Annotated in this window: 22 protein-coding genes; 15 read left to right on the top strand and 7 right to left on the bottom strand. The window is 62.9% G+C overall.

Annotated elements, in window-relative coordinates:
• Positions 1–157: 157 nt before the first annotated feature.
• From ACQY5B_RS03650 to ACQY5B_RS03610, 9 genes are all read left to right on the top strand, one after another.
• A complete protein-coding gene (locus ACQY5B_RS03650) occupies positions 158–5,116 on the top strand; it encodes a RecQ family ATP-dependent DNA helicase (protein ID WP_420326333.1) in 4,959 nt (1,652 codons plus the stop codon).
• 313 nt (positions 5,117–5,429) lie between these two features.
• On the top strand, positions 5,430–6,104 hold the full coding sequence (locus tag ACQY5B_RS03645) for a hypothetical protein (protein ID WP_420326334.1): 675 nt from the start codon (positions 5,430–5,432) through the stop codon (positions 6,102–6,104).
• Positions 6,104–8,395: a TnsB C-terminal domain-containing protein gene (locus ACQY5B_RS03640; protein WP_420326335.1), complete on the top strand. Its 2,292-nt coding sequence runs from the start codon at positions 6,104–6,106 to the stop codon at positions 8,393–8,395. Before ACQY5B_RS03645 ends, ACQY5B_RS03640 begins: the two co-directional genes overlap by 1 nt.
• A 5-nt stretch (positions 8,396–8,400) precedes the next feature.
• Positions 8,401–9,351: a TniB family NTP-binding protein gene (locus ACQY5B_RS03635; protein WP_421917711.1), complete on the top strand. Its 951-nt coding sequence runs from the start codon at positions 8,401–8,403 to the stop codon at positions 9,349–9,351.
• A gap of 50 nt (positions 9,352–9,401) precedes the next feature.
• Positions 9,402–11,231, top strand: coding sequence for a TniQ family protein (locus ACQY5B_RS03630; RefSeq protein ID WP_420326337.1), 1,830 nt, complete (start codon positions 9,402–9,404; stop codon positions 11,229–11,231).
• Between the two features lie 86 nt (positions 11,232–11,317).
• A complete protein-coding gene (locus ACQY5B_RS03625; RefSeq protein ID WP_305969614.1) occupies positions 11,318–11,542 on the top strand; it encodes an AbrB/MazE/SpoVT family DNA-binding domain-containing protein in 225 nt (74 codons plus the stop codon).
• On the top strand, positions 11,539–11,928 hold the full coding sequence (locus ACQY5B_RS03620) for a type II toxin-antitoxin system death-on-curing family toxin (RefSeq protein WP_305969615.1): 390 nt from the start codon (positions 11,539–11,541) through the stop codon (positions 11,926–11,928). Before ACQY5B_RS03625 ends, ACQY5B_RS03620 begins: the two co-directional genes overlap by 4 nt.
• A 313-nt stretch (positions 11,929–12,241) precedes the next feature.
• The gene (locus tag ACQY5B_RS03615; protein ID WP_420326338.1) at positions 12,242–12,673 is read left to right on the top strand and encodes a DUF1489 family protein; all 432 of its coding nucleotides are present in this window, start codon (positions 12,242–12,244) and stop codon (positions 12,671–12,673) included.
• Positions 12,674–12,756: 83 nt separating this feature from the next.
• Positions 12,757–12,951, top strand: a complete 195-nt coding sequence (locus ACQY5B_RS03610; protein ID WP_420326339.1) for a hypothetical protein — start codon at positions 12,757–12,759, stop codon at positions 12,949–12,951.
• Between the two features lie 15 nt (positions 12,952–12,966).
• Here ACQY5B_RS03610 and ACQY5B_RS03605 read toward each other — a convergent pair whose 3' ends face one another.
• Positions 12,967–13,485, bottom strand: coding sequence for a YdcF family protein (locus ACQY5B_RS03605; protein ID WP_420326340.1), 519 nt, complete (start codon positions 13,483–13,485; stop codon positions 12,967–12,969).
• Positions 13,486–13,537: 52 nt separating this feature from the next.
• Between ACQY5B_RS03605 and yghU the strand changes: the two genes are divergently transcribed.
• Positions 13,538–14,383: a glutathione-dependent disulfide-bond oxidoreductase gene (yghU, locus tag ACQY5B_RS03600; RefSeq protein ID WP_420326341.1), complete on the top strand. Its 846-nt coding sequence runs from the start codon at positions 13,538–13,540 to the stop codon at positions 14,381–14,383.
• 53 nt (positions 14,384–14,436) lie between these two features.
• On the opposite strand, the gene hisG is transcribed toward yghU, so the two are convergent.
• The 3 genes from hisG to hisS are packed head-to-tail and all read right to left on the bottom strand — an operon-like array spanning position 14,437 to position 17,677.
• Complete coding sequence (gene hisG, locus ACQY5B_RS03595; protein ID WP_420326342.1) at positions 14,437–15,129, bottom strand: ATP phosphoribosyltransferase; 693 nt, start codon at positions 15,127–15,129, stop codon at positions 14,437–14,439.
• Complete coding sequence (locus ACQY5B_RS03590) at positions 15,126–16,208, bottom strand: ATP phosphoribosyltransferase regulatory subunit (RefSeq protein ID WP_420326343.1); 1,083 nt, start codon at positions 16,206–16,208, stop codon at positions 15,126–15,128. The genes hisG and ACQY5B_RS03590 overlap by 4 nt, the downstream gene beginning before the upstream one ends.
• On the bottom strand, positions 16,205–17,677 hold the full coding sequence (gene hisS / locus ACQY5B_RS03585; RefSeq protein ID WP_420326344.1) for a histidine--tRNA ligase: 1,473 nt from the start codon (positions 17,675–17,677) through the stop codon (positions 16,205–16,207). Before hisS ends, ACQY5B_RS03590 begins: the two co-directional genes overlap by 4 nt.
• A 128-nt stretch (positions 17,678–17,805) precedes the next feature.
• Between hisS and ACQY5B_RS03580 the strand changes: the two genes are divergently transcribed.
• Positions 17,806–18,012, top strand: coding sequence for a SlyX family protein (locus ACQY5B_RS03580; RefSeq protein WP_420326345.1), 207 nt, complete (start codon positions 17,806–17,808; stop codon positions 18,010–18,012).
• An 82-nt stretch (positions 18,013–18,094) separates the two neighbouring features.
• Here ACQY5B_RS03580 and ACQY5B_RS03575 read toward each other — a convergent pair whose 3' ends face one another.
• Positions 18,095–18,913 (bottom strand): hypothetical protein, encoded by an 819-nt coding sequence (locus ACQY5B_RS03575; protein ID WP_420326346.1) that lies wholly within the window; start codon positions 18,911–18,913, stop codon positions 18,095–18,097.
• Between the two features lie 97 nt (positions 18,914–19,010).
• Positions 19,011–22,526: a DNA polymerase III subunit alpha gene (gene dnaE, locus ACQY5B_RS03570; protein ID WP_420326348.1), complete on the bottom strand. Its 3,516-nt coding sequence runs from the start codon at positions 22,524–22,526 to the stop codon at positions 19,011–19,013.
• A gap of 267 nt (positions 22,527–22,793) precedes the next feature.
• On the opposite strand from dnaE, the gene ACQY5B_RS03565 reads away from it, so the two are divergent.
• Positions 22,794–23,645 (top strand): alpha/beta fold hydrolase, encoded by an 852-nt coding sequence (locus ACQY5B_RS03565; protein WP_424976712.1) that lies wholly within the window; start codon positions 22,794–22,796, stop codon positions 23,643–23,645.
• Here ACQY5B_RS03565 and ACQY5B_RS03560 read toward each other — a convergent pair whose 3' ends face one another.
• The gene (locus tag ACQY5B_RS03560) at positions 23,646–25,154 is read right to left on the bottom strand and encodes an MDR family MFS transporter (RefSeq protein WP_420326351.1); all 1,509 of its coding nucleotides are present in this window, start codon (positions 25,152–25,154) and stop codon (positions 23,646–23,648) included.
• A 164-nt stretch (positions 25,155–25,318) separates the two neighbouring features.
• Here ACQY5B_RS03560 and ACQY5B_RS03555 point away from each other — a divergent pair, with 164 nt between their 5' ends.
• The 3 genes from ACQY5B_RS03555 to ACQY5B_RS03545 are packed head-to-tail and all read left to right on the top strand — an operon-like array spanning position 25,319 to position 26,797.
• Positions 25,319–25,918 carry a MarR family winged helix-turn-helix transcriptional regulator gene (locus tag ACQY5B_RS03555; RefSeq protein ID WP_305969628.1) on the top strand — a complete coding sequence of 200 codons (600 nt, stop codon included), beginning with the start codon at positions 25,319–25,321 and terminating at the stop codon, positions 25,916–25,918.
• Positions 25,919–25,972: 54 nt separating this feature from the next.
• Positions 25,973–26,314, top strand: coding sequence for an ArsR/SmtB family transcription factor (locus ACQY5B_RS03550; RefSeq protein ID WP_420326352.1), 342 nt, complete (start codon positions 25,973–25,975; stop codon positions 26,312–26,314).
• Between the two features lie 3 nt (positions 26,315–26,317).
• Positions 26,318–26,797: an SRPBCC family protein gene (locus tag ACQY5B_RS03545; protein ID WP_420326353.1), complete on the top strand. Its 480-nt coding sequence runs from the start codon at positions 26,318–26,320 to the stop codon at positions 26,795–26,797.
• Positions 26,798–26,965 lie beyond the last annotated feature (168 nt).

The raw sequence follows: 26,965 nt of genomic DNA, 5'->3' as shown, positions 1-26,965 counted from the left end.
CTGGTGCGCCCTGTTAAAAGCCGTCCAACAGCCTGACCCATTCCTGGCGCAATGCCTGTCCGTCGACCTTGAAGTCGACCCGAAAACCGCGCGGGTTTTCGATCTGGCGGCGGTACACTGTGACGATGCCCCCGCCATGCGGGGCCAAAAGAGCGAGATGGCTGCGGCGCTGGATCGGCTTGAGGCTGAGCTTGGTGATACACGGCACCTGATCGGGCACAACATCCTGCGCCACGATCTACCGCATCTGATGGCGATGCGCCCCCGGTTAGCAAAGCTGGCCGAAGCGCCGATCGACACGCTCTGGCTCAATCCATTGGCGTTTCCCAGGAACCCCTATCATCACCTTGTCAAACACTATCATGATGGGCGTTTGCTTTCTGGGCACGTCAACGATCCCGAGGCGGATGCACGGCTGGTTTTTGATGTCTTGACCAACCAGATGGAGGCTTTTCGGGGGTTGAATGCGAGGGCGCCGGAAACGCTGGTAGCCTACCACTACCTGACGACACGCGGCGAACAGGATCAGGGTTTCGATGCGGTGTTCGGCCATGTGCGCGAAACCTCTGTCCCATCCGCAGGACAAGCGCGACAGGTGCTCGGGCGGTTGCTGGAGGGGGAAGCCTGCAAGACAGCCATGCGGCACATGTTGGAACAGGTCGGTTCACCGCAGACAGGATGGCCGCTGGCCTACGCGCTCGCCTGGATCTCTGTCGCGGGCGGGGACTCCGTCATGCCGCCCTGGGTGCGGATGCAGTTCCCAGATGCCGCGCGCATGGTCAAATGGTTGCGCGACACAACCTGCGAGGCTCCCGATTGCACTTGGTGCCGCGAGAAGAGCGATCCGGTGAAAGCCCTGTCTCGCTGGTTTGGCTTCGACGGATTTCGTCCAACGCCAACCGATGCCGATGGCCGCCCCCTGCAAGAACGCATCGTCGATGAGGGCATGCGTGGCAACAGCGTGCTGGGCATCCTGCCAACCGGGACGGGCAAATCCGTTTGTTACCAGATCCCGGCACTGGCCAAGTTTGATCGGACAGGCGCTCTGACGGTCGTGATCTCGCCACTGGTCGCGCTCATGGCCGACCAGGTTGCGGGTATGGAGCGTACGGGCATTTCCGCGGCAGTGACGGTGAACGGAATGCTCTCGCTACCCGAACGGCAGGATGCCTTGGACAAGGTGCGCATGGGTGACGCCGCGATGCTGTTGATCTCACCGGAGCAGTTGCGCAGCGTGTCGGTGCGATCCGTTCTCAAGCAACGCGAGATTGGATTGTGGGTTCTGGACGAGGCGCACTGCGTCTCGAAATGGGGTCACGATTTCCGGCCTGACTATCGCTACGTCTCCCGGTTCATCCGGGAAACAGTGGGTGATGAGGACCCGGCGCCGGTGATCTGTCTGACGGCAACAGCCAAACCGGAGGTGGTGCGCGATATTCGGGACCATTTTCACCAAAGGCTCGGCACGGATCTGTTGTTGCTGGATGGCGGGGCCTCACGGACAAACCTGAGTTTCGAGGTGCGCTCAACCGGCAAACGCACCAAGCTGGCGGATATCTTGTCAGTCATCGAACAGCGATTGCCGCCCGAAGGCGCATCCGGTGCCGTGGTCTATTGCGCGACACGCAAGGCGACTGAGGATGTGGCGCAGTTCCTGCAACAGCAGGGGCTGTCGGCGGAACGCTACCACGCGGGCCTGACGCCTGACGAGAAGAAGACCATTCAAGAAAAATTCCGCGTCGGTGATCTGCGGGTCATCGCGGCAACGAACGCCTTTGGCATGGGGATCGACAAGCCTGACATCCGACTTGTTGTCCATGGAGACATTCCCGGATCGCTGGAAAACTACCTGCAAGAGGCAGGGCGCGCCGGACGAGACAGAGATCACGCCAATTGTGTGTTGCTCTATGCACCGGATGACGTGGAACGGCAGTTCCAACTGTCAGCACGCTCCCGGCTGGACCGTCGCGAAATCGGCGCGATCTTGAAGGCCGTTCGACGCATGGACCAGCGGACGCGCAGTACCGGGACCGTCGTTGCCACCTCGGGCGAGATCGTAAGGCAAGAGCATGATCGTGAATTCCAGCGCGAGAGCGCCACGGATGACACGCGGGTCAAGACGGCGATCTCCTGGCTGGAAGAGGCCAAGCTCCTGTCGCGCGAGGAAAACCGGGTGCAGGTTTTCCCGTCATCGCTTCGGGTTCGCAGCCTCGATGAAGCGGGGTCGCGGATCGACAAGGCGCAGATCACTGGGATGCGGCGAACGCAATTGATGGACCTCGTGCGTCACCTGATGAACGCTTCGCCGGACGAGGGGATCTCCACCGACGAATTGACAGGCAACAGCGGGCTGACCGGTGGGCAACTGACCAAGGCGCTGGCCGATCTGGAAAGCCTCGGTATCGCGCGCAACGACACGGCGGTGACGGTTTTTGTGCATTCCGGTGTCTCAGACGACTCCCGTAAACGCTTGAGCCAGGCAACGCAGTTGGAAACCGACCTAATTGCCCTAATGCGGGAAGAGGCACCTGATGCCGAGGATCAGGCCAGCACCCCCTTCAACCTTCAATTGGCTTGCCAGAAACTGCGAGATGCGGGCCACAGCCATGTTCGACCAGATGTGATTGAAAAACTGCTGCGGGGCATGGCACGCGATGGGCGCGACCTCGATGGCGGCAAGGGGAATGTACGCCTGCGCAAGGCATCGCGAGATACGCTTTTCGTTGCCCTGCAACGCAGTTGGGCCGTTCTGGAGCAGTCGGCGGCGCTGCGAAGGCAAGCCGGAGAGGCTCTGGTCGAACATTTGCTTGGACGTCTCGCGAAAGGTCAGCGCGGCAAGGATCAGCAGGTCGAAACGACGTTGGGTGACATGCTGGCAAGCCTGACTGGCGACGCTTTCTTGCGCGGGCAGGTCAAAGAGATGACGCGTCTGATGGACCGCGCTCTTCTATGGTTGCACGAGCAGGACGTAGTGACCCTTGGCAAGGGCCTGACTGTCTTTCGACCGGCGATGACCGTGCAGCTGGCTCCCGGAAAAACCCAGTTTCTGGTCAAAGACTTTGCACCCCTACAGGAACATTACGACGAGCAGACGGTGCAGACGCATGTGATGGCGACCTATGCTGAAACAGGCATATCGTCGATGTCTGACGCTATGCGCCTATCCGAGGACTATTTCGCGCTCGATCAAGAAGCCTTCATGGGCCGCTGGATGAAGGGGCGAACGACTGAGGTCAAAAGGCAAACCACCGGGAAATCCTGGGCCAGCGTTGTCGAGTCTCTGGGCAATTCAGTTCAGCAGAAGATCGTCGCCGATGATCGGGACGCCACGAATGTGCTTGTTCTTGCCGGACCGGGTTCGGGCAAGACACGGGTGCTGGTGCATCGCATCGCCTATCTGATCCGCGTGCGTCGCGAAGATCCGCGCAGCATTCTTGTGCTGAGCTACAATCGCCATGCGGCAGTGGAAATCCGTGCGCGGCTGAGACACCTGATCGGTGATGAAGCCTTTGGCGTGACGGTTTCGACGTGCCATGCCATGGCCATGCGGCTGGTGGGCGCGAGCTTCGCCGGGGCGCAGGCCGAAAGTCGCGATTTCGACGGCATCGTCATGGAGGCGGTGCGCCAATTGAACGGCGAAGGGCTCACCAAGGCCGAGGCGGAGGCGCAACGCGAGACGTTAATCCAGGGGTATCGCTGGATCCTGGTCGACGAGTATCAAGATATTGGCCCCGAAGAATACGCCTTGATCGCGGCTGTTGCCGGACGGACGATCGACGATGAGGACATGAAGCTCAGCCTCTTTGCTGTGGGCGATGATGATCAAAATATCTACGCCTTTGCCGGCGCGTCCATCCGCTACATCCGCCAATTCGAACAGGATTATCGGGCACGACCAGAATATTTGGTCGAGAACTACCGCTCGACAGGCCATATCATCGCGGCGTCGAACACCGTGATCGCCGGTGCGACGGACCGCATGAAAATCGGCCATGACATCACCATAGACCGCAATCGTCGAAAAGAACCTCCGGGCGGCATCATGGCCGAGGGCGATCCCGTGGGACAGGGGCGCGTGCAACTGCTGCAATGCCCGCCGGGGGATCGTGCACAGGCGGTCGCGGCCGTGACAGAGCTCCAACGGCTGGAGGCCCTGGAACCAGGGTGGAATTGGTCGCGCACAGCGATCATCGCCCGGAACTGGCGACAGCTTGCTTCGGTGCGCGCTTATGCCGAAGCTCAGGGCATACCGGTCGAAATGGCAAACGAAAGCTTGCCCAGAGTTTGGCGGCTGCGGGAAATGCGGCAGTTCATAGAAGGCATCAGCCGGGATCGCACACGCCTGCTCGATGTGACGGATTTGTTGGAGGTCGTGAACGGGCTGCCGCGAAATCGCTGGTCGGACCTGATTGCTGAGGGTGTGGCCGCGCTGGTGCAGGAAATCGGGGCGGGGTCGGCCTCGGTCCCCGATCTGGTCGAGTGGTTTGGAGAATGGTCACGAGATGCCCGCGGCGAACAGCATGGCTTGTTGTTGATGACTGCGCACAGGGCAAAGGGGCTGGAATTCGACGATGTGGTGATCCTGAACGGGGGCTGGGACAGACCTTCCCGAAACGAAGATCTCGATGCACCGCGCCGCCTGTTCTACGTTGCCATGACCCGCGCCCGCCGCAGCCTTGCGGTCATAACCCAGGGAGCGCACCCCTTCCTGCCTGCGGAGGGCGACAGCATCCTGCGTCGCCCTGCGGCTTTGCCTGAGGTGAACGACCTGCCGCCAGACCGGGCCTACTTCATGCCTGAAATGAGCCAAGTGTTCATCGACTGGGCCGGGCGACTGAGGGCTCGCGATGTGAGTCTCCAAGCCATCGCTCAAGCGCGGACCGGTGACCCTGTCACTCTGAACCAACAGAATGGTCGCTGGTGGGTGACGGATCAACAGGGGCGAAGGCTGATCGGTATGAAAGGCGGATGGGGGGTGCCGGCTGGTCGCCGCATCGTCTCCGCGGCAATCGGGGCGATCGTTGCGCGCCATGCGCATGAAAGCGGTGAAGACCATCGCGACAAGCTTCAGCAGGAACGCTGGGAGGTTGTCCTGCCAGAGATCATTCTGGAGTAACCGGGCTCGTTCTCGGCGCAGGCAAAATAAAATAATGTAGATCTTCTTGCATCGATGCTCCGCGAAGATCTCATGTAATATATTGAAAATAATAAGACTATCTCCGGCTCGCCTCAGCGCTGCGCAGTTTCCAAAATGGAAACCGATTGTTCATTTCCGAAATTTTTCGTTCAGCCAATTTCCCGCTCGGACACGCCAAGGCCGGACGTAGGGACAAGACCGGCCGCGAGCTGTGAGGACGCAGAAGCGCCACGGACAACCCTGAATTCATTCGGGCTGTCTGCCTCACTGCAATTCAGAGCGGAGATGACACATGCACGTCACGCCGACTGGCGGCTACACGCTGCCAAAGCAGACCGTCTATGAGCGCAAGGTCGCGAAAGGACGTAAGGAGCACTTCACCGGACATATCGTATTGGGCGCTTCAGGAGACGAGCGCATTCTCGACATCGAAAGCCATACGGAATTGATGGTTGGGATGGTCTTGAACGCGCGCCCCGAGGTCGTTGCGGTCGAAAACCAGGTTCCGTTCCGTTGGCGGCAGGCCGATGGCCGCACAGCCACTCACTTCTTTGATTTCCGCGCCAATCTGCTGGACGGCACCCGGATCGCCGTCATGGTCAAAAGCGCATACCGGTTCCGGAGCGATCAGGTCCGCCGCGAACTCGAGGACATTGCCGCGCGGGTCACGCCGGATTTCGCAGACCATGTCTGTGCCATGACGGAAGAACATCTCGACCGCATCGAGACGCACAACGCCACGATCATGCATGACATGCGCGAGAGCGAACCGGAGGTCGATGCGGCGGCGCGTCGGGTAATGGCGGCACTGCATGGGGAAATCCGCATCGGTGATCTTCAGAGCGCAATCGGCTGTGGCGGACAAGGCTTTCCGGCGATTGTCCGTCTCCTTGCGAACGGCGATCTGAAACTGGTTCGCCATGAGCGGATTGCTCACGATGCACGCGTTCGTCGGAGGACAAACTGATGCTTGATTTCCAGCCCAGCGGCATCACCCCGAGATATGCGTTCGAGATTGGCGATGAGGTCGTTCTCGACAAAACCAAATGGATCGTCAGCGACCTGCGTGAAGACCGCTATGTGTTCGTTCAGAAAGACGGGCAGAAGCTTGCGCAGGAATTCACCACAGCGCACATCGCCTACCACGCCGCCAATGGCACTTTGGCACACCATCCGCGCCGCCCGTCGCAGGTGTCGACCCAGGCGACCGAAGAGGCGACAGCGATGTTCCTGGTATCGCGCACGGAGGAAGAGCATCGCTCCGCGAAATACCGTGAGTCGTATGTTCTGGCGCTTTTGCACCTTCACGCGAAAGGGAAGGTCAAATTCACGGACGACTCGATAAAAGCCGCGATGGCAGAGATTCAGGTGGAAGCCTGCCGGATCTACGCCAGCAAATTCGACGGGGATAGCATCTTCCTCGAAGAGCACGCGCCGAAGACACTGATTCGTTGGAAAAACCTCTACAAGAAGGGGGGATTGGCAGCGCTTTACGACAACAGGCGCGCGCGCGGTGATCGCCGAGCGCGCATGGCGCCAGAGGTCTATGCGTTGATGCAGCCAATTGTCTTTGGCTACATGGACCGAAATCAGCCCAGCAAAGATACCATTTGGACCAACGTGCAAACGGCCTTTCAGCTGGACAACGAACGCCGCAAAAAGCTGGGGCTGCCTCAGCTCAAATGCCCGTCACGCGAAACGGTTCGCCAAGCGATCGACGCGCTGGATCCCTTCGAAGTGGTGCTGTTTCGCGAAGGCAAGACCGCAGCGAGGAGGAAATTCTCGCCGGTTGGGCAGGGATTGGACATTTACAGGCCGATGCAGCGCATCGAAATCGACGAATGGCGGGTCGATTTGATGAAACTGCTCGCAACATCCGGTCTTCTGGAGCAACTCACTCAAGAGGAGCTGGAAAGCCTCGGGCTGAACAAAAAGTCGGTCCGTGCACTTGTCACTGTGGCGATAGATGTTGCGACCCGATGCATCGTGGGCATGAAGATCTCGCTCGAAGGAAGCTCCGACAGCTCGCTTCAATGCGTCGAGATGATCCTCGAGGACAAAGGTATTTACGCTGATGCGGTGGGTGCTCTGAGCCCGTGGCACATGTCCGGGAAGCCTTCGCATATTGTGACGGACTGCGCCAAATATAACATCTCCAATAAAACCAAACGCGCGATTGGAGCGCTTGGTATCACGCTCGAGCATTGTCCGGCCGGAGAGCCGGCAATGAAGGGTACGATCGAGCGGATCTTCAAGACCTTGGCGACGATGCTTCTTCCGCGTCTCAGCGGTCGGACGTTCAGCGATGTGGTCCGCAAAGGTGATGCGAACCCGGAGGCGCAGGCAGCCCTGACAATTGAAGAGTTCTGCTCGGTCCTGGTGCGTTGGGTGGTCGATGTCTACCACCGCAAACCGCATCGCGGCTTGCAAGGCGACACGCCGTTGGAGGCGTGGAACCGCTTGACGGATCAATACGGAGTCGCGCCGCCCCCCAACGCGACAGCGCGAAAGCTGGCCTTCGGCCAAGAGGAAACGCGCGTGCTTCAGCGCAACGGTCTGACGCTTATGAATATCCCATATCATGACGAGCGCCTGGCCGAGTATTTCATGCACAGACGTCAGCGGGAGCTGAATATCCGTTGGCACCCCTCCGATCTTGGTTCGATCTTTGTCGAACTGCGTGGGAAATGGATCGAGGTGAAGGCGGCCCCGGCATGGGCGCAGGGGTTGAACGCTGCGAACTGGGAACTGACCTTGCGCGAACTCAATGCCCGCCGGAAGCGGAACGAAGAGCTGTCTGCGTCGGTCATCGCAAGGGCCATCGCGGACATCACCGCCGTCAACGAAAATGCCATGCGCCGCGAGGGGATCCTGGTCGAGGTCTGGAGCAAGGAGCGGATCGAGCGGCTGGAAGACAGCATGATCGGATACGCCGATTTCGGCCACGACGACGCGCAGGACGTAGAAGAAACAACGCCGAGTATCGGTCGCTTCGGCATGATGCTGAGCGCACCTGGTGCTGGTCAGGCCTCGTCGGTTGCTCAGAACGAGGAGCCCAGCGAAGTCCATGACCCGGAAACCCCTCAGGAAATGGACCGTTACGACACATCTAACGCTCCAGTAACCACGTCGTCCGAAACCGACCCGAAAAGTTTTTCCGCGCCGGACACTTCGAACGTAATTCCCCGGCGTCGACGGAGCGGGCGCGGCACGCCCAAGGCATCCGACGACACCAACGGATTTACCTTCGAGGAATGACACTCATGTGCACCATGGAAACCCTTCCTGGCCAGGACCTTGGTCAGGAGCTGCGGGATGCGTACATCGCGACCGCGCGCGACAGGAAATTTGAAGCCGTTTTTGATCGGCTTCTTCGCAACGACGGACACGGCAACCCCCTGCCGATGCCGCGCCACTTTACCGACACCTTTGAGACCCGTGGCCTCATGGTTCTGGCCAAGTCCGGCGCGGGCAAGACGCGGATGATCAAGCGCGCTCTTTCGCGCCATCCGGCGCTGCAACCCGACGCAACGCGTCAGCGTCCCTGGATTGCAGCCCGCGTGCCCAGCCCGGCCACGACGAAAGGTCTTGGTGTCGCGATCCTCAAAGCCACTGGATACCTGGACGTGAACAAACGGCGGGTGGAACGGGAAATTTGGGATCTCGTGCGGCACCGGCTGGCCGAGCTGGGGACCATCGTCCTCTGGATGGACGAAGCGCAAGACCTGTTTGGCAAATCGAGCCCGACCGAAACTCAGAATATCCTCAACCTCCTGAAGGCGCAGATGCAGGGCGAGGGCTCTGTCATCGTCATCCTAAGCGGAGTTGATGCCCTCCAGCAGATCGCAGCGACTGATCGGCAGATCACGCGGCGTTTCAACAAGATGCGTCTTCAGGATATCGATGCGGGCGCTGATGCAGCCATGCTGCACGGTATCGTCGAAAGCTACTGCCGGAAAGCCGGACTGGACGTGCCGAGCTTTGAGGATGAGTTGCTTGGCCGGATGATCCATGTTGCTCAGTCGCGCCTGGGGCAGTTCATCGAATACCTTCTCGATACGATCGACATTGCCTTGGATGATGGCGCGCCCGCGCTGGAACGCGGGCATTTTGTCGAAGCGTATGCGACCAAGTCCAGCTGCGCACCTGCGGACAACGTCTATCTCTCGCGTCATTGGTCGCGTGTCGATGTGGAACGTATCGCCGAAGACTGACGCCTTCAAAGCGTCGCCTTTTCTTTCCTGCAATCTCTGGAGACAGTCCCATGTCGCTTCTCAAGCCTCACTTCGCATTCGATGCGCTGGAATCTGCTCTGTCCTTTGCCGCCCGTCTGGCGGCGTTTCATACCGGCGGGCGACTGACGGCTTTCCTGCGTGACATCGGGATCGCACCCATGGCTATGGTTTCTGGAGAACCGGAAGCCATTGCCCGGTTGGCTGAGGCCTCGGGGGTTGAGCAGGCGGCGCTTGAACACAACACGCCGGTCCGCGTCGGCAAGCGGGCGTATCGTTTGCGCGGGCATGTGCTGCCGGCAGAGTTCTTCGTACGGCCGAAGACGGCATATTGTCCGGCGTGCCTGCATGATGATGACGCCGCAGGCGGACAACCCGCCAAAGTGCGTCGTCATCGCTGGATCTGGGCGCTCGACGTCGTCCGGACCTGTCCGGAGCACGGCATTGCTCTGGTCCGGCTCGAAAAGGATTTCCATGACGGCGAGTTGCACGAATTGGGCTACCGCGCTCCGGCGCCGGGTTCTGCGCTGCTGGCGGAAATCTCGGCCCAGACCGCGCGCCCGGTCTCGCCGGTGCAAACCTACGTCGTCGTGCGTCTTGAGGGGCAGTCGGGTCCGGCATGGCTCGATGCTCAGGCGCTGGACTGCGTGGTTCGCGCCGCCGAATTGCTGGGCGCCGTGGTCGCCTTCGGCACGTCGGTCAACCTGGCCGAACTCACCGATGATCAGCGCGACGAAGCGGGGCGCGTGGGTTATGCGATCATGGCGCAAGGAGAGGCAGGCGTCCGCGCTTGCCTGAACAACATGTTCGATGCTTTCGAGCATGGCAGCAGCAAGCCCGGACCGCAGAAGATCTTCGGTCGCCTCTACACCGCAATGAGTGGCACGCGTTCGTTTGGCAAACACGGCGCGCTGACCGATATCGTGGGCGAGGTGATCTTCGAGCGTTTCGCGCTGGAGGCCGGGACAGAAGTCTTGGGCAAGACGCTCTCGGAGCGTCGTTTGCACACGGTTGCGTCGCTGGCCTCCGAGCAGGGGCTTGACCCGCGCACTCTGCGCAAGCTGCTGATCGCGCGGGGCCTCGTCCCGTCCGACGAGCAGGTGCATCACGCGTTCGACGCACAGGCCGGCCGCACGGTTGCTGCGCAAATGCAGCGCATGGTGACGGTCATCTCGTTGCCGAAGGCACTGGGGTGCAGCCGCCCTCTGGCGGATCAGCTCATGGACGATCGTCTGCTGACTCCGCTGGCGGGGGACCGCCCGGACGCCTCGGGTCGGACCCGCAAGGCGGTGGCCCAGGATGAAATTGACGGGGTTCTTGCGCGGGTCGCACAGGCAGCGCCTCGGGTCACTGCCGCGCCGGCAGACTTCGTGCCCATTGCGAAAGCCGCAGAAAAGGCGAAGTGCCGTGGCGTTGACGTCCTGCATCTTCTTTTCGCTGGCCACCTGTGCGGAGCGGTTCGGGTTGAAGGCGATGGTCTGGCCGCGCTGCGCGTCGATCCGGTCGCGGTCAAGGCGTTGGTCTGCGACCTGCTGACGGGACTGTCTTCGCAAAAGGCCTTCGAAGTCCTGCGCGTGCCGAGCGAGGTGGGCTGGGCGTTGGTGGATCGCGGCATCCTGCCCTCGCGGCTCATCCAGCCGGGGCAGGGGTCTCATGTCATCCACCGTTTCCATGCTGATGAGGTGGCCCGGGTCGCGGCAAACCTGATCAGCCCGTCCCGGTCACTCGAGCTGTTCGGAATGGGCGCGGAACAGTATTCTCGTCGCATGCGCCACGCCCGTATCCGCCCCGCATTTTCCCACGCTGAAATTGGTGCAGACCTCTACCATCGGGCCGATACATATCGACTCCTTGGCATGTAACATAATGGGCCTTGTCGCCCCCGGGCTGAACCTTGCCTTTTGCTGCCGCATACTGTATATACTTTCGTGAATACGAAGGCGTGGCAATGATTGAAACAAGAATCCGCAAGGTCGGCAATTCTGCCGTGATGACCTTGACGACTGAGATGCTGACGATCCTGGATGCCAAGGAAGGGGATACGCTCTTCGTCGTGCGTGGTGATGATGGCAGTCTCAAGCTCATGGCGCACGACCCATCGGTAGCAGAAGCACTCGCAGCGGCCGAGATCGTCATGGATGAGAACCGGGATATGCTGCAAGCTCTCGCATGACGCACTTCGTGTGGGTGCCGGTTGCCGCGGTCACAGTCATCCATGATCGGCAGATTGCGCGTCACGGTGGCGCGTCAGGCCTGCGCGACCGGGCACTACTGGAAATGGGCTGCGCGCGGGCGATGAACCTTTCTGCCTACGCTGACGCCAGTCTTGTTGAGGTCGCCGCCGCCTACGCATTTGGCATCGGAAAAGCCCATGCATTCGTCGATGGCAACAAGCGGACAGCCTTCGTCACGGCTGTTACATTCCTCAGGCTCAACGGCTTCACCTTCGGGCCGGACGCGATCGAGGGTGTTCGAATGATGGAAGGCCTGGCATCGGGCGATGTGAGCGAAGCTGAATTTGCCAAGTGGCTTTCCGTCGGCATGTCACCGCTTGAATGAATTCTTTAGAACCCGAAAATCAAGTAGCCCTGCCGACTCTTCGGCGGGGCTTTCTTGCATTTCGAGAGGGCAATTTATCATTGCCTTTCGATTTCGAAAAATGGACAGGTATCGCTCGCGGAATAGACATCTCCATCGCGCAGCCAGGAAGCGAAGCAAGAAAAATTAATAGGTTGGTTGCTGCGAGTGGACGTTTATTGGTTGCGCCGACAGGTGATCACCAATCTGGACCAGGATACAGACAGGGACCATATCCCCCTTGCTTGAACCCGAGGCGGGCACCGCTATGATCCCCGGCAGCCAGGGGGACGACATGGGCAAGACAACTCACCTGATCAAACTGAGCGCGGGCACGGAGAGCGTCGACAGCCTGATGGACTGGCAGGGCATGCGGCGCGCCCAGACCGAAGACGGTCTGCCCCGCCATGTCACCCGCATGTGGCCCCGGCGCGAGCAAGAGGTGCTGAACGGTGGTTCGATCTACTGGGTCATCAAGGGGCTGATCCAATGCCGCCAGCGTATCCTGCGGCTCGACCCTGTCACCGGTGCGGATGGGATCAATCGTTGCGCCCTTGTGCTGAACCCGGAAATCACCCGCACCGCGGCAGCACCCAAGCGCGCCTTTCAGGGCTGGCGCTACCTTGCCGTCGCCGATGCCCCGCCCGACCTGCCGGGAAACCGGGCCGAGGAAGACCCCCTTCCACCCGAACTTGCCGGGGCGCTGGCGGAGATCGGCGTACTCTGACCCCGCGACTGGTCTGCACCAAGAAGCGGTGAAGCCACCGGGGCCAGGCGTCCATCATCGCCAACAGATGATAGGAGGCCGACATGAAGCGCCGCCTCCTTCTTTCCGCTCTCGCCTTCGACCCGCTTTTGCCCGCCTGCATGCCGGCAGAGCAGGTTGTTAGATCCACCCCCGCCTTCATCGGGCCGCGGGATCTGTACGACACCAAGGGCGCCCGGCCGGAGCAGACGGCCAACAGCGGCGACATGCGATACATCGAGGTCCTCCTGCCCGGATGACATGCCGGGACCGTATCAGCGCCCGGCCCCGCGCAGCCAGTACCAGGCCAGCGCCACCGCCTCGCGCGCCCAGGCGCGCACCACTCGCCACCAGGGGGCGCCGGTCAGTCGTGGGCAACTGGCCGTAGCCCGCAACCCTGCCCGCCGCGCAACCAGCCGCGCCCGCGCGGTGTGATACCGGTCGGTCACGATCACCACGTCGCGACAACCCAGATCGCCAAGCAAGGGGAGCGCAAGCCGCATGTTGTCCTCGGTGGTCAATGCGCGCGTTTCCATCAGAAGGGCCTCGTCCGGCACGCCTGCCTCACGGCAGATTCGGGCCATGACCTCGGCCTCTGTGCGCGGATGGGTGCGGGCGCCGCCGGACAATACCAGCAGGCTCACCCTGCCCGCCTGCCACAACGCGACCGCATGCCTGACCCGACGCGTCAACGCGGGCGACGGACTGCCATCCGGGCGCACTGCCGCGCCCAGCACCAGAGCCACCCCTTGTGTCTTCGCACATGCTGTGTGCACCTCTGCCCCCTCTGGCATTCCGCTTCAGGACCTATAGGTTCTGCGACGAGACATGAGAAGGAAACGCGCCATGAGTGAACAGTATACGCCCCCCAAGGTCTGGACCTGGGAAAAGGAAAACGGCGGCACATGGGGGTCGCTGAACCGCCCCATCGCCGGCGCCACCCATGACAAGGAACTGCCCGTCGGGGACCACCCGTTCCAGCTATATTCGCAGGGCACGCCGAACGGGGTCAAGGTCACGATCATGCTGGAAGAGCTGCTGGCCGCCGGGCATGACGCCGAATACGACGCCTGGCTGATCCGTATCGGCAAGGGCGATCAGTTCGGGTCCGGCTTTGTCGAGGTCAACCCGAACTCCAAGATCCCCGCCCTGATGGATCGGTCCGGGACGGAGCCGGTTCGCGTCTTCGAATCCGGTGCCATCCTGATGCATCTGGCCGAGAAATTCGACGCCTTCCAGGGTCCCCGCGCCAAACGAGCGGAAATGCTCAGCTGGTTGTTCTGGCAGATGGGCAGCGCGCCCTACCTGGGCGGCGGCTTCGGTCATTTCTATGCCTATGCGCCCTACCCGATGGAATATCCGATCAACCGCTTCGCGATGGAAACCAAGCGCCAGTTGGATGTCCTCGACAGGCACCTGGCCGAGAACCGCTACATGGTGGGCGAGGATTACACGATTGCCGACATGGCCATCTGGCCCTGGTACGGGCGCACCGTGCACGGCGAATCCTACAACGCGGGCGAGTTCCTGAACGTGAAGAGCTATACAAACGTGCTGCGTTGGGCCAACGAGATCCTGGAACGTCCGGCGGTACAACGCGGTCGCCTCGTGAACCGGACCGACGAAGGCATGCTGCCCGAACGTCACGCCGCCAGCGACTTCGAAACCGGGCTGCTCGCCAAGGCAGAGTAACAAGACCCCCGGGTCCGCGGCGCGGACCCGGGGTCATTCCGTTGCGCGTGGATCTACAGCCCCAGGCAGTCCTGCAAGAGCCGCATCGTCTCGCGCTCCCCCGCTTCCAGCGGCGCAATGCGCGATTTGAACAGCGTTGCCTGGCTGCGCAGGACCGGCTCTTCGGCCAGGATCTTGAGATGGTTTGCGCGCAGGGTTTCCCCCGACGACGTAATGTCGGCAATGGCTTCTGCCGTCAGGTTCTTGACCGTCCCTTCGGTCGCGCCCTGGCTGTCGACAAGCTGGTAATCCGAAACACCGCCCTCGTGCAGGTAGGCGCGCACCAGCCGGTGATACTTGGTCGCGATCCGCATCCGGAATCCGTGCCGCGCACGAAAGGCCGCAGCCGCCGCATCCAGATCGTCCAACGTGTTCACGTCAACCCAGCAAGAGGGCACCGCCACGATCAGATCGGCATGGCCAAAGCCCAGCTCCGCCAGCGGCGCCACCTTCTGATCCCACTGGACCAGCTTTTCCTGCACCAGGTCGGTGCCCGTGACGCCCAGGTGAATGCGCCCCGCCGCCAGTTCACGCGGGATCTCCCCGGCGCTGAGCAGCACCAGTTCGACGCCGTCGACGCCCGTCACCTCGCCCGAATACTCGCGCTCTGACCCGCTGCGGGCCAACCCGATACCGCGCGCGCCGAACCAGTCAAAGGTCTTGTCCATCAGCCGCCCCTTGGAGGGCACCCCAAGCTTGACGCTCATGCCGCCTCCTCCAGGTCGACCAGCAGGCCGGGCCTGATCACACCGCCCACTGCCGGGATCTCTCGCCCCTGCCCCAGCTGCCGGGTCAGCGCGTCATAGCGCCCTCCGGAGGCCACCAGAGGCCAATCGGGCCGCCCGCGCGCCGTAAATCCGAAGACGAACCCGTCGTAATATTCCATCGACGTCCGGCCAAAATTCGCGTCGAACATCAGCGAGGACACGTCGATCCCTCGAGCCGCCAGCGCCTCGCACCGCGCGGCCATGCGGTCGACCGCGCCGGCGATCGCCGGCATGTCCACCGCGATGTCCCGCAGTTGTTCCAGCGCATTGCCGCAGGTCTCGGAAACCCTCACCAGCGCCTCCAGAAGCTCCACCTGGTCGCCCGACAGCGGCGGGTCCTGCGCGTCTGCCCGCAGGGCATCGACGCGCGCCGCGATCTCTGCCGCGCCTCTTAGCCCGATCATCGGCCCGGCCAGCGACAGCGGGTCCGGTGAGGCCAGCAGCGCGGCCCGGCTGGACGGCACCGCCGCCCGGCCCGCGTAACGATCCAACAGCGCCCGGAACCGGCGCGGCCGCCAGATGTGCCGCATCAAGGCGGCTTTGCGTGCCTCGCTGGCCTCCAGCCCCGCGACGGCGGCAATCAGGATACCGATATCGCCCACCACGGCCCGCAGCCCGTAAGGTGTGAGAACCTCCGAAAAGCGGGCAAAGACCTCGGCATCGGCGCCCGCCGGGTCAGCCCGGTCAAAGACCTCGTAGCCGACCTGGTGATACTCGGAGGGGCGTTCCGGGTGCTCTTCCTGCCGCCGAAAGATTTCTCCGGCATAGGTATAGCGGGCGGGCTCCGCCCCTTCGGCCATGTGTTTCTGCACCACGGGCACGGTGAAGTCCGGGCGCAGGATGACCTCGCCCCGCACCGGGTCATGGGTCAGGAAGGCTCGGGTACGGATGTCCTCACCGTAGAGATCCAGCAACGTGTCCGCAGGCAGCAGCACGGGGCAATCCACCGGCTGCGCACCGCTATCGACGAACCGCGCCTTGAGCGCGGCCGCCTTTTCCTTGATCGCGGCAAGACTCATTTGTGCAGGTCCAGGATCTCTTGGACCTTGGCCACCAGCTGGTCGCGCGGCACCTCGTACTGGCTTGGATGGTCCTTCCATTCCTCCAGGCTGGCATCCTCGGCCAGCTTGGCGCCCAGGATCAGGTCCTTGATCTGCACCACGCCCTTGTCCTTCTCGTCGCCGCCTTCGATCACGGCGACGGGGCTCTGGCGCTTGTCCGCGTATTTCAGCTGGTTGCCAAAGTTCTTGGGATTGCCAAGGTAGACCTCGGCCCGCAGCCCGGCCTGGCGCAGCTCGGCCACCATCGCCTGGTAGTCGCCCATGCGGTCGCGGTCCATCACGGTCACGACCACCGGCCCCTCTACGCTGCCGCCGATCCGCCCCTTTTCGCGCAGCGCGGCCAGCAGCCGGTCGACCCCGATGCTGACGCCGGTTGCAGGCACCGCCTGCCCGGTGAACCGCTTGACCAGATCGTCATAACGTCCGCCACCAGCAACCGAACCGAACTGCCGCTTGCGGCCCTTCTCGTCGAGGATCTCGAAGGTCAGTTCGGCCTCGAAGACCGGGCCGGTGTAGTACCCCAGGCCACGGACAACGGACGGGTCGATGATGATGCGGTCGGTGCCGTAGCCCTGCGCGGCCAGCATCTCGGCAATCTGTTCCAGTTCGGAAACACCCTCTTCGCCCACCTTGGACGCACCGATCGCGGCGCGCAGGTTGGCCAGCGTCTCCGCCGCTTCCAGTCTGCCAGAGGTCAGGAATGCGACGACCGGTTCGGCCTGTTCATCGCTCAGCCCCACTCCGTCGATATAAGCGCCCGAGGCATCCAGCCGGCCCTTGCCCAGCAGCTCGCGCACCCCGGCCTCGCCGACTTTGTCGAACTTGTCGATGGTCCGCAGCACCGCGTCGCGCTGGCTATCATCGTCCAGCCCCATGCATTCCAGCACGCCGTTCAGAACCTTCCGGTTGTTGACCCGGATCAGGTAGTCGCCACGCGGAATGCCGACCTTTTCCAAGGTATCCGCCAGCATCGCGCAGATCTCGGCATCTGCGGCCACACTGCCCGCCCCCACGGTATCCGCGTCGCACTGGTAGAACTGCCGATAGCGCCCCGGCCCCGGCTTTTCGTTCCGCCAGACCGGCCCCATCGCGTAGCGCCGGTAGGGCAGCGGCAGATCGTTGCGGTGCTGGGCATAGACCCGTGCCAACGGCGCCGTCAGGTCATAGCGCAGCGCCATCCAGCTGTCGTCCTCGTCCTGCCAGGCAAAGACGCCCTCGTTCGGGCGGTCCACATCCGGCAGGAACTTGCCCAGCGCCTCGACCGTCTCGACGCCCGAGCTTTCCAGCGCATCGAATCCGTATTGATGGTAAACCCCGGCGATGGTGTTCAGCATCTCGGCGCGCTCGGTCACTTCGGGACCGAAATAATCGCGGAACCCCTTGGGTGTCTGCGCCTTTGGACGCGGGGCTTTCTTCTGCTTGGCCATGAGTCATCCCGGTTGTCGGATATGTCGCGCTTCCTCTATCCCTTCGACCGGGGCGGGGCAAGCAGAGCGGCTTGCGGCTTCTTCCCTGTAGAAATACTCACCCCAGACCAAACCACGGAGCGCAGCCCATGACCGACAGAACCGATCAACTGGAAGAGGGTCTCGCCCACGCTTTGCGGGCGCTCGACGATCTCTCCGAAACCGTCGCCCGGCAGGACCGGGAGATCGCCCGCCTCACCACGCGGGTCGAGATGCTGTTGCAACGCGAAGCCTCGCGCGAGGCGGAAGGGTCCGGAGGGGTCATCTTCGGAGACGAGAAACCACCGCATTACTAGGTCACCGTCGCCATCCTGACGGGACGGCGGGCGGGGCGATCTGTGGCCTGAAAGGACGCAGGAGCGCCGTCCGACGGCCGCGTCAGTCCTTCATGTCCATCGCGACGACTTCTCCGTCGTGCAACAGGATGTCCTTCCAGCGGGGGTTGCTGCCGAACCGCTCATAGACGCTGACAAAGACCGTGTCGCGCTCCAGCCGGCGCATCCTGGACCCGCAAGGTTTGCCCTTGCGGGCACCGCAGACACGCCGCTTGATCTTCTCATAGGCCTTGTCCGTCTCCGAGATCGGCTGAGCCTCTCCGGAAGGGCCATAATGGATCTGCTCGTAGCTTTCGGGTGAGCCGAAGATCACCAACGCCGCGGTGAATTGGCGGGCACATCCATCGTCGAACCCTGTCAGATAGAAGGTCCGCGCACTGCTCATGTCCGGTGCACTGTCGTAGAGATCATAGGTGCTGCGACGCTCGGGGTAGCCTTCGATCTTCTTGCCCAGCTTGCGGCGGGGCGCATCGCAGACGCGGGCAATCTGGCCATAAGGCAGGCGCGTGCCAAAGGGCACCTCAAGCGCATCCGGCGCCCCCGGACGCGGCGCGCGGGCACGAGCCTTGGGCCTGTCGGCATCTTCGTCCAGGGCCCCGCCCCCCGCTGCGGCCAGTTCGGGAGTGTCCTCACGCTTGGCCGCGGCGGCGCGGGCGCCAAATAGGCCCAAGAGACCGCGGCGGGGCGGTTCTTCGGTCACGGGCCTGCGCGGGGTTTCCGGCGCGATCACATCGGCCTGCCCTGCATCATCGGCCAATGGCACGTCCTGGTACTTGGGAACGCCGGACAGCGGATCACCACATCCAGCCAGAAAAAGTCCCACGCAGAGGACAAATCCCCCCTTGAACACGCGAACGCCCATGTCGTTCTCCCCGAAACCCCCTGAGGTTGTAGCGCGGTCTCGGGTGTCACGTCCACCACAGCCGTCGACAGATTGTGCCGACCATCGCCGATCCAGCTCAGATTTCCTCGACCGCCAGCACCCCGTCGAGCGATTTCACCGCACCCTTGATTTCGGGGCTGACGGGGAATTCGAGTCCGGCGTCCAGTTCGACCTCACCCGGCAGACTGGGGTCGCTGAGGCACAGCTGGATCGGTCCGCGCGCCGCCTTGGGCATCTGTTCCGCCGCGCGTCCAAGGACAGAGGCGACCTGCGGCAGGGCGCCCGCGGATTCGACATAGATGCGCAAGCCGCTGCCCCCGGCCCCGGCCACCACCGTTTCGACCGGCGCGACCGACCGCCCCAGCAATTTAAGCTGATCCGATTCCATCGTCGCCTCGACCGTGACCAACACCTTGGAGCCGCTTTCCAGGTACTCGCGCGACTTCTCCAGCGCTTCCGAGAAGAGCGTCACCTCGTAGGCGCCGGTCGGATCCGACAGCTGGGCAAAGGCAAAACGGTTGCCACGCGCCGATTTGCGTTCCTGCCGCCCGGCCACGACGCCCGCGAGCTTGGCCAGCATCGGTCCATTGGACTGCACCTTGTGGGTCAGCTCATCCAAGGTCACGAAACTGCCATTGCGTTCGACCCGGCGCAGCTGCGCCATGTAGTCGTCCAGCGGGTGGCCCGAAAGGTAGAAACCGACCGCCTTGAATTCCTCGGCCAACCGTTCCGCGGGCAACCAGTCGGACACCGGCGACAGGCGCGGTTCCGGCAGGTCCTCGCCCGCTTCGCCGAACAGGGACACCTGTGCACTGGCCTTCTGTTCGTGGATCGCCGCCGAATAAGCCACCAGAGCGTCCAGCGAGTCGAAGATCCGCCGACGGTTGGAATCCAGCACGTCGAAACAACCCGCCCGTGCCATCATCTCCAGCGGACGCTTGCCGATCTTCTTCAGGTCGACCCGGCGCGCAAAGTCATAGATGTTGACGAACTCCGTCTCACCACGCCCCTCGACGACCAGCCGCATGACCTCCAGACCGACGTTCTTCAGCGCACCTAGCGCATAGACCAGTTCGCCGTTCACCACGTCGAATGTCGCCTGACTGCGGTTCACGCAGGGCGGCACCCAGGGCAGTTTCAACCCTTTGCGGACCTCTTCGAAATAAACGGCCAGCTTGTCGGTCAGGTGGATATCGCAGTTCATGACCCCGGCCATGAACTCGACCGCGTGGTTCGCCTTCAACCAGGCGGTCTGATAGCTGACAACCGCATAGGCCGCCGCGTGCGACTTGTTGAAACCGTAGTTTGCGAATTTCTCCAGCAGGTCGAAGACCTCAGAGGCCTTCTTGGCCTCGACGCCGTTTTCCGCCGCACCCTTGATGAACTTGGGGCGTTCGGCGTCCATCGCCTCCTTGATCTTCTTGCCCATCGCGCGGCGCAACAGGTCGGCACCGCCCAGCGTGTATTTCGCCATGACCTGGGCGATCTGCATCACCTGTTCCTGGTAGACGATGATGCCCTGCGTCTCTTCGAGGATGTGGTCGATCAGCGGATGCACAGAGGTGATCTCGCGCAGGCCGTTCTTGACCTCGCAGTAGACCGGGATGTTCTCCATGGGCCCCGGACGATACAGCGCCACCAGCGCGACGATGTCCTCGATACAGGTGGGCTTCATGCGCTTGAGCGCATCCATCATGCCCGAGCTTTCAACCTGGAACACCGCCACCGTCTTGGCCGAGGCATAGAGCTTGTAGGTCGCCTCATCGTCCAGCGGGATGGCGTTGATGTGGTTTTCCGCCCCTTCCGCCGGCTCGTACAGTTCGGTGCCATCCGCCGCGACGTGCAGGGGGCGCCCGGACTTGAAGATCAGGTCCATCGCGTTCTGGATCACGGTCAGCGTCTTCAGGCCCAGAAAGTCGAATTTCACGAGGCCGGCCTGTTCGACCCATTTCATGTTGAACTGCGTCGCCGGCATGTCCGAGCGCGGATCGCGGTAGAGCGGCACCAGTTCATCCGTGGGACGGTCGGCGATGACCACCCCCGCCGCGTGGGTACCGGCAGAGCGCAACAGCCCCTCGACCTGCATCCCGTATTTCAGCAGCCGGTCAACGACCTCCTCGTTGCGCGCCTCTTCGGCCAGGCGCGGTTCATCCTGCAGCGCCTTCTCGATCGAGACGGGTTTCACGCCTTCGACCGGGATCATCTTGGACAGCCGGTCCACCTGCCCGTAGGGCATCTGCAGCACGCGCCCCATGTCGCGCACCGCCGCCTTGGACAGAAGCGCGCCAAAGGTGATGATCTGCGCCACCTTGTCGTGGCCGTACTTGTCCTGAACGTAGCGGATCACCTCTTCGCGCCGATCCATGCAAAAGTCGATGTCGAAGTCCGGCATCGACACCCGTTCCGGGTTCAGGAAGCGTTCGAACAGCAGCGAATAGCGCAGCGGGTCAAGGTCGGTGATGGTCAGGGCGTAGGCCACCAGCGAACCGGCGCCCGACCCCCGCCCCGGTCCGACCGGGATCGTGTTGTCCTTGGCCCACTGGATAAAATCCGCAACGATCAGGAAGTAGCCCGGAAAGCCCATCCCTTCGATGATGCCCAGCTCGAAGTCCAAGCGCTCCTGGTATTCCTCGACGCTGACCGCATGGGGGATCACCGCAAGCCGGGCCTGCAAGCCTTCGTTGGCCATGCGGCGCAGTTCGGCAACCTCGTCGTCAGCGAATTTCGGCAGGATCGGCGGGCGCTTGTAGGCCATGAAGGCGCAGCGCCTGGCGATCTCGACGGTGTTGTCCAATGCCTCCGGCAAGTCGGCGAACAGCACGGCCATTTCCTGCGGGCTCTTGAAATAATGCTGTGGCGTCAGGCGACGGCGGGGTTCCTGCTGGTCGACATAGGCACCGTCCGCGATGCAGATCATCGCGTCATGCGCCTCGTACATGTTTTCCTTGGGGAAATAGACGTCGTTGGTCGCGACCAGAGGCAGGTTCATCTCATAGGCCATTTCGACGAAGCCGCGCTCTGTCAGCCGCTCGGCCTCGGGCGGCGTGCCGTCCTCGCCCGAGTGGCGCTGCAATTCGACATACAGCCTGTCGCCGAAAATCTCGGCCAGCCGCGTCATCAGGGCCTGCGCCGCCCCGCGATGGCCCTGTCTCAGGTGGCGCCCCACCGGCCCGTCCGGCCCGCCGGACAGGCAGATCACGTCCTCGGAATGCGCGGCCAGCTCGTCCAGTGTCACATGCGCCAGCTCTGTGTCCTTGCGCAGGTAGAGGCACGAATTGAGCTTCATCAGATGCTCATACCCGGTCTCGGTCTGGGCCAGCAGGACCAGCGGCGCGGGCGGTTTCGGGCGCTCTCCCGGCTGCGGATCGATATAGCGCAGATCGACCTGGCAACCGATGATAGGCTGCACCCCGGCGCCGCTGGCACCCACGGAAAACTCCAACGCGGCAAAGAGGTTGTTGGTGTCGGTCACGGCCACCGCAGGCATACCCATGTCGGCGCAGAGTCCGGGCAGCTTTTTCAGCCGCACGGCGCCTTCAAGAAGGGAATATTCGGTGTGGACACGCAGGTGAATGAATCGGGGATCAGCCATCCGCATACCCTATGCTGTGGTTTGCTTCCGCAAAAGCCCCAATCCGTGATCCATGACCTGACGGAGCGGCTTTGAACCGGACGGCCCTTGGCAAAGCACATTCCCGCCAAAGTCATGCCCTGTTTGCATTTTATGATAGGCCTGTGCCCACGCCAGTTACATGCCGTCGACGGGATTTCAGTACCAGTCATGCAGACCCATGCAGATAGTTTTCCGGGTGCCGATCCGACTACCGAAGCGGCCGCCCCCACCAGTTCCGCGCCAATCGTGTCACCAAGCAAAAGCCTGCGTGCAAGGCTGCGCCGTGCCGTGTTGCTGTCCGCGACCGTGCTTGCGCCGCGTCTGGCTGCCAACAAACTGGCGCGACGCTACCTGACTTCGGACCAGGCCGTGCTGGATGCCCTTGCGGGTCGGTCACATGGGTTCGAGATCATCGATCTGGGGCAGGACTGCTTTGTCTTGCGTTCGCGCTTTCGCATGAACGCGGCCAACGCGCCCCGCGTGCTGATCGCCCCCGGTCACGACGGGCATATCCGCCAATTCACCCGCGTTGTCCGCGCCCTTCAGAAACGCGGCGCAACGGTCGATATGCTGATCTATCCCGGCCACGGCCACGCTGCACGCCAGATCTGCAGCCTTGGCGACATCGTGGATACGATCTGCCGGGCGGCGCGGTCCGAAGGCCCCTACGCCGGGATCGTCGCCCATTGCGTCGCTGCCAACGCCATGTTCCATGCGCTTGAACGGGGCGTCTCGGCACCTCGAATAACTCTGATCTCGGTGCCACTGGACCTGCCCGGACTGATCCGTCTCGGCGGGCGGCAATACGGGCTGTCCGGCCGCTGCCTCGACCAGTTCGTCGACCGGGTGAGCGCGCTCGGCGCCCCCTGCACGATCTACAAGCCATGGCAACCGGTGGCAGCAACGCGGGAAGAGGACCTGTTGATCGTCCAGTCGCGCAACGATTACGCCGCGCCGATAGAAAAGGCCCGCCCCCTTGCCGCCGTCTGGCCCGGCGCAAAAATGGAAGAATTCGACCACGGCGGGCACAACGGCATCCTGAACGTCACCTCCGCGATCAATCGCATCGCCGAATTCATGGTGACGGAGAAATCCTGATCAGGTTTCGCCCAGCGGTTCCTCGCGCAGCAGCATCGAGGCAAGGCAGGCCAGCAAAGCCGCTGCCGCCGCGGCCCAGAAGATCGGGTGCAGAGCGTCCGAGAATCCGTCGAGCACGCGCGCCTGGGCCTCTTTCGGCAGAGCCTGCACCACGTTGGCGCCCAGCGCACCGATGCCGCCCGAGACGCCTTCCGGGAGCTCTCCGGCGATGTTGCGCATCAACCCGGCACTGAACATCGCGCCAAAGACCGCAGTGCCAACAGAGCCGCCGATCAGCCGGAACATGTTGGTCGAGGCCGTGCCCACCCCCATCATGGACCGCGGCACAGCGTTCTGGACCGCAGCCACACCTACGGCAAAGACCGGCCCCAACCCCAAGCCCACCAGCACCATGACAGCGCCGATGGACCACAGTGCGCTGGAGGCATCCAGCCGCGACATGCCCAGCAGCGCGAGGGCCAGCAACCCCGTCGACAGCACTGGCATCAGCTTGTAGTGCCCGGTCGCGGACATGATCCTGCCCGCCAGGGTGGACGACAGGATCAACCCGCCCATCATCGGGACCAGGAACAGGCCCGAGGCGGTCGGGCTGACGTCCTTCACCATCTGCAGGAACAGCGGCAGAAAGGTGATGGTGCCGAACATGCCCATGCCCACCAGGAAACCGACTGCATTGGTCACCAGGAAGGTGTTGTTGGAAAACAGCGGCAACGGCAGGATCGGCTCAGCGGCGCGCCGCTCTGTCCGAATGAAGCCGGCCAGGGCCAAACCAAGGCCGACGAGCAACCATGTCACCGGCTGGCTGGACCAGCCATGGCTGCCCGCGATGCTGGGCAAGAGAACGATGCACCCGAGGATCGCCGCCAGCAGCGCCGCACCTAGGTAATCGACGGGCTTGCCCGACCGCTCCAACGGCGAGGGCAGCGCGCGATTCAGAACGACAAAGGCCACCACGCCCACCGGCAGGTTGACGAAAAAGATCCAGTGCCAGCCGATGCTTTGCACGATCGCCCCGCCCAGAAGCGGGCCGATGACCGTCGACACCCCGAAGGCCGCACCGAGGAAACCCTGCGCCTTGCCCCGCTCACGCGGCGGCATCAGGTCGCCCACGGCTGTCATGCAGGTGACGATCAATCCGCCGCCGCCCAGCCCCTGCACCACGCGCCCGGCGATCACCATCTCCATCGAGCCGGCAGTCCCGCAGATCACCGCGCCCATCACGAAGACCAGGATGCCGCCCTGCAGGACGATCTTGCGTCCGTAGAGATCGGAAAGCTTTCCGGCCACAGGCGCGCCGATGGTCGACGCCATGAGGTAGGCAGTGATCACCCATGTGATATGATCCATACCGCCCAGGTCCGCGACCATGATCGGCATTGCGGTGGACACGATGGTCTGACCAAGAGAGGCAAAGAGCAAGGTCGCCGCGATCGCGATCAGTGCCAGGCGCAGCGTCGCCGGGTCAGGTCGGTCGTCGGCAAGGGCAACAGGGGTTTCGGCCAGGGACATGAAGACTTCCTTGAAACGGGGACAGCGGGCCCGCACCGGGCGGATTCGGCGCAGGCGACAGGATTGCATCGCTCGGGATCTGCGCCTAGATATGTGCCAAACACAAAAGCATGTCAACGTCATGCATTTGCTGTGCGCACGCATTTTTGCACATTGGGGGCTGCATGACCGCGCGGGATGACAGATTGAAGGCCCGGCTGGACCGCGCCGGGATCGGGGGAGAGGTGGCCGAGGCCGCCTTTGACATCGACGCCGTGCTGCAAAGCTGGCGCCGCAAGGTGGTAAAACGAGAGCTGGGCCTGCGCGCACTCGAGGACCTTGGCCTGCGGTTGGAGCTTGCCGAGCTGGATGTGCTGATGGCGGTCTCGGCACCGGTCAACGAATTCGGCGAGGCCTCTGGCGAGGAAACGATGGTCTCGACCGTGGCGACACGTCTGGCCATCGACCCGTCGCGCGCCAGCCGCCTGACCAGCCAGCTGATCAAACGCGGGCTCTTGCGGCGCGCGGTCAGCCAGCAGGACGCGCGCCGCGCCGTGCTTGAACTGACCGAAACAGGCAAACGGGCGGTCGAGGCGGTGCGCAGCTACAAGTTCCTCGTGCTTGGGTCCTACCTCAAGGACTGGACCATGGAAGAGATCCAGACCTTCCTCCCGCTGCTTGAACGCTTTTCGGCCTGGTCGGAACGGGCGGCCTGCCCTTCGGGTCCGGTGGCCGAGGAGATTGCCAAGCTGCGCGACGGCCTCTCGCAAGGCGAAAACACCTAGCCATGCGGCTAGGTTTTTCTTGACTCGGGAAGGACCGACCAGAAAGATAGCCACATGGCTAACGAACTCGACAGTTTCTTCGGTGCCATGGCCGACCCCACCCGCCGCGCGGTGATCGAACGGTTGGTTGGCGGCCCTGCCCCGGTCTCCGAACTGCATGCCCCGCATGACATGGCCCTGCCCTCTTTCCTCAAGCATCTCGGCAAGCTTGAGGCAGCCGGCCTCGTCCGTTCGGAAAAGCGCGGGCGCGTCCGCATGGTCCATATTGAAGCCGCCCCCCTGGCACAGGCGGAACACTGGCTGGCCCGGCAAAGGCGGCACTGGGAAGGTCGGACCGACCGGCTGGAGAGTCTGGCCAAGTCACTCGAAGCAGAGCACCCCCCGCGAAAGGACTGACCGATGTTCGACCTTGATCCCGCGCTCGACCTGCGACTGGAACGCATGATGGATGTCCAGCCTGCCACGCTCTGGCGCTGCTGGACGGAACCCGACCTGCTGAAACAGTGGTTCTGCCCCAAACCTTGGCAGGTGACTGAGGCGGTGGTGGATCTGCGCCCCGGTGGCCGCTTCTTTACCCGCATGGCGGGGCCGCTGCCCGACGGCAGCCAGGCCGACATGCCGAACGAAGGGTGCTTCCTTGCCGTCGAACCCGAAAGCAGGCTGGTCTTTACCGACGCCCTGCACGCCGGCTGGCGGCCGGCGGCAAAGCCGTTCATGACCGCCATCGTGACGTTCGAACCCCGGGACGGCGGCACCTTCTACACCGCCACGGCCCTGCACAATGACACTGCAGCACGCGACAAGCACGAGGAAATGGGCTTCACCGAGGGCTGGAACACAGCCGCCGACCAGATGCTGGAACTGGCACAGACCCTCTGAGCGCAAGGCGGCCGCCCGTTTTGACGCCGAAACAGGCGGCGACGATCAATCCGCAGGCGTTTTTTCCTTGCCTTGCCGCGTCCTGCCCGCCTAGCCTGACGGCCGATAACTGGGACAAGGGCGCGCTTTCTACGCCGCATCGAGGGCGCGCACCCTGCGGAATACCGC

The organism is Antarctobacter sp., from assembly GCF_965277915.1.
Taxonomy (GTDB): domain Bacteria; phylum Pseudomonadota; class Alphaproteobacteria; order Rhodobacterales; family Rhodobacteraceae; genus Antarctobacter.
This window is presented reverse-complemented; position numbering and strand designations above follow the sequence as displayed.

Coding starts and splice junctions, on each gene's coding strand:
- ACQY5B_RS03605 (WP_420326340.1), bottom strand. CDS start 13,485: ATGCCAGAGGGGGCAGAGGTGCACACAGCATGTGCGAAGACACAAGGG.
- ACQY5B_RS03590 (WP_420326343.1), bottom strand. CDS start 16,208: ATGAGTCTTGCCGCGATCAAGGAAAAGGCGGCCGCGCTCAAGGCGCGG.
- ACQY5B_RS03625 (WP_305969614.1), top strand. CDS start 11,318: ATGATTGAAACAAGAATCCGCAAGGTCGGCAATTCTGCCGTGATGACC.
- hisG (WP_420326342.1), bottom strand. CDS start 15,129: ATGAGCGTCAAGCTTGGGGTGCCCTCCAAGGGGCGGCTGATGGACAAG.
- ACQY5B_RS03640 (WP_420326335.1), top strand. CDS start 6,104: ATGCTTGATTTCCAGCCCAGCGGCATCACCCCGAGATATGCGTTCGAG.
- hisS (WP_420326344.1), bottom strand. CDS start 17,677: ATGGCCAAGCAGAAGAAAGCCCCGCGTCCAAAGGCGCAGACACCCAAG.
- ACQY5B_RS03615 (WP_420326338.1), top strand. CDS start 12,242: ATGGGCAAGACAACTCACCTGATCAAACTGAGCGCGGGCACGGAGAGC.
- ACQY5B_RS03650 (WP_420326333.1), top strand. CDS start 158: ATGGCTGCGGCGCTGGATCGGCTTGAGGCTGAGCTTGGTGATACACGG.
- ACQY5B_RS03560 (WP_420326351.1), bottom strand. CDS start 25,154: ATGTCCCTGGCCGAAACCCCTGTTGCCCTTGCCGACGACCGACCTGAC.
- yghU (WP_420326341.1), top strand. CDS start 13,538: ATGAGTGAACAGTATACGCCCCCCAAGGTCTGGACCTGGGAAAAGGAA.
- ACQY5B_RS03645 (WP_420326334.1), top strand. CDS start 5,430: ATGCACGTCACGCCGACTGGCGGCTACACGCTGCCAAAGCAGACCGTC.
- ACQY5B_RS03550 (WP_420326352.1), top strand. CDS start 25,973: ATGGCTAACGAACTCGACAGTTTCTTCGGTGCCATGGCCGACCCCACC.
- ACQY5B_RS03635 (WP_421917711.1), top strand. CDS start 8,401: ATGTGCACCATGGAAACCCTTCCTGGCCAGGACCTTGGTCAGGAGCTG.
- ACQY5B_RS03545 (WP_420326353.1), top strand. CDS start 26,318: ATGTTCGACCTTGATCCCGCGCTCGACCTGCGACTGGAACGCATGATG.
- ACQY5B_RS03620 (WP_305969615.1), top strand. CDS start 11,539: ATGACGCACTTCGTGTGGGTGCCGGTTGCCGCGGTCACAGTCATCCAT.
- ACQY5B_RS03575 (WP_420326346.1), bottom strand. CDS start 18,913: ATGGGCGTTCGCGTGTTCAAGGGGGGATTTGTCCTCTGCGTGGGACTT.
- dnaE (WP_420326348.1), bottom strand. CDS start 22,526: ATGGCTGATCCCCGATTCATTCACCTGCGTGTCCACACCGAATATTCC.
- ACQY5B_RS03580 (WP_420326345.1), top strand. CDS start 17,806: ATGACCGACAGAACCGATCAACTGGAAGAGGGTCTCGCCCACGCTTTG.
- ACQY5B_RS03555 (WP_305969628.1), top strand. CDS start 25,319: ATGACCGCGCGGGATGACAGATTGAAGGCCCGGCTGGACCGCGCCGGG.
- ACQY5B_RS03610 (WP_420326339.1), top strand. CDS start 12,757: ATGAAGCGCCGCCTCCTTCTTTCCGCTCTCGCCTTCGACCCGCTTTTG.
- ACQY5B_RS03630 (WP_420326337.1), top strand. CDS start 9,402: ATGTCGCTTCTCAAGCCTCACTTCGCATTCGATGCGCTGGAATCTGCT.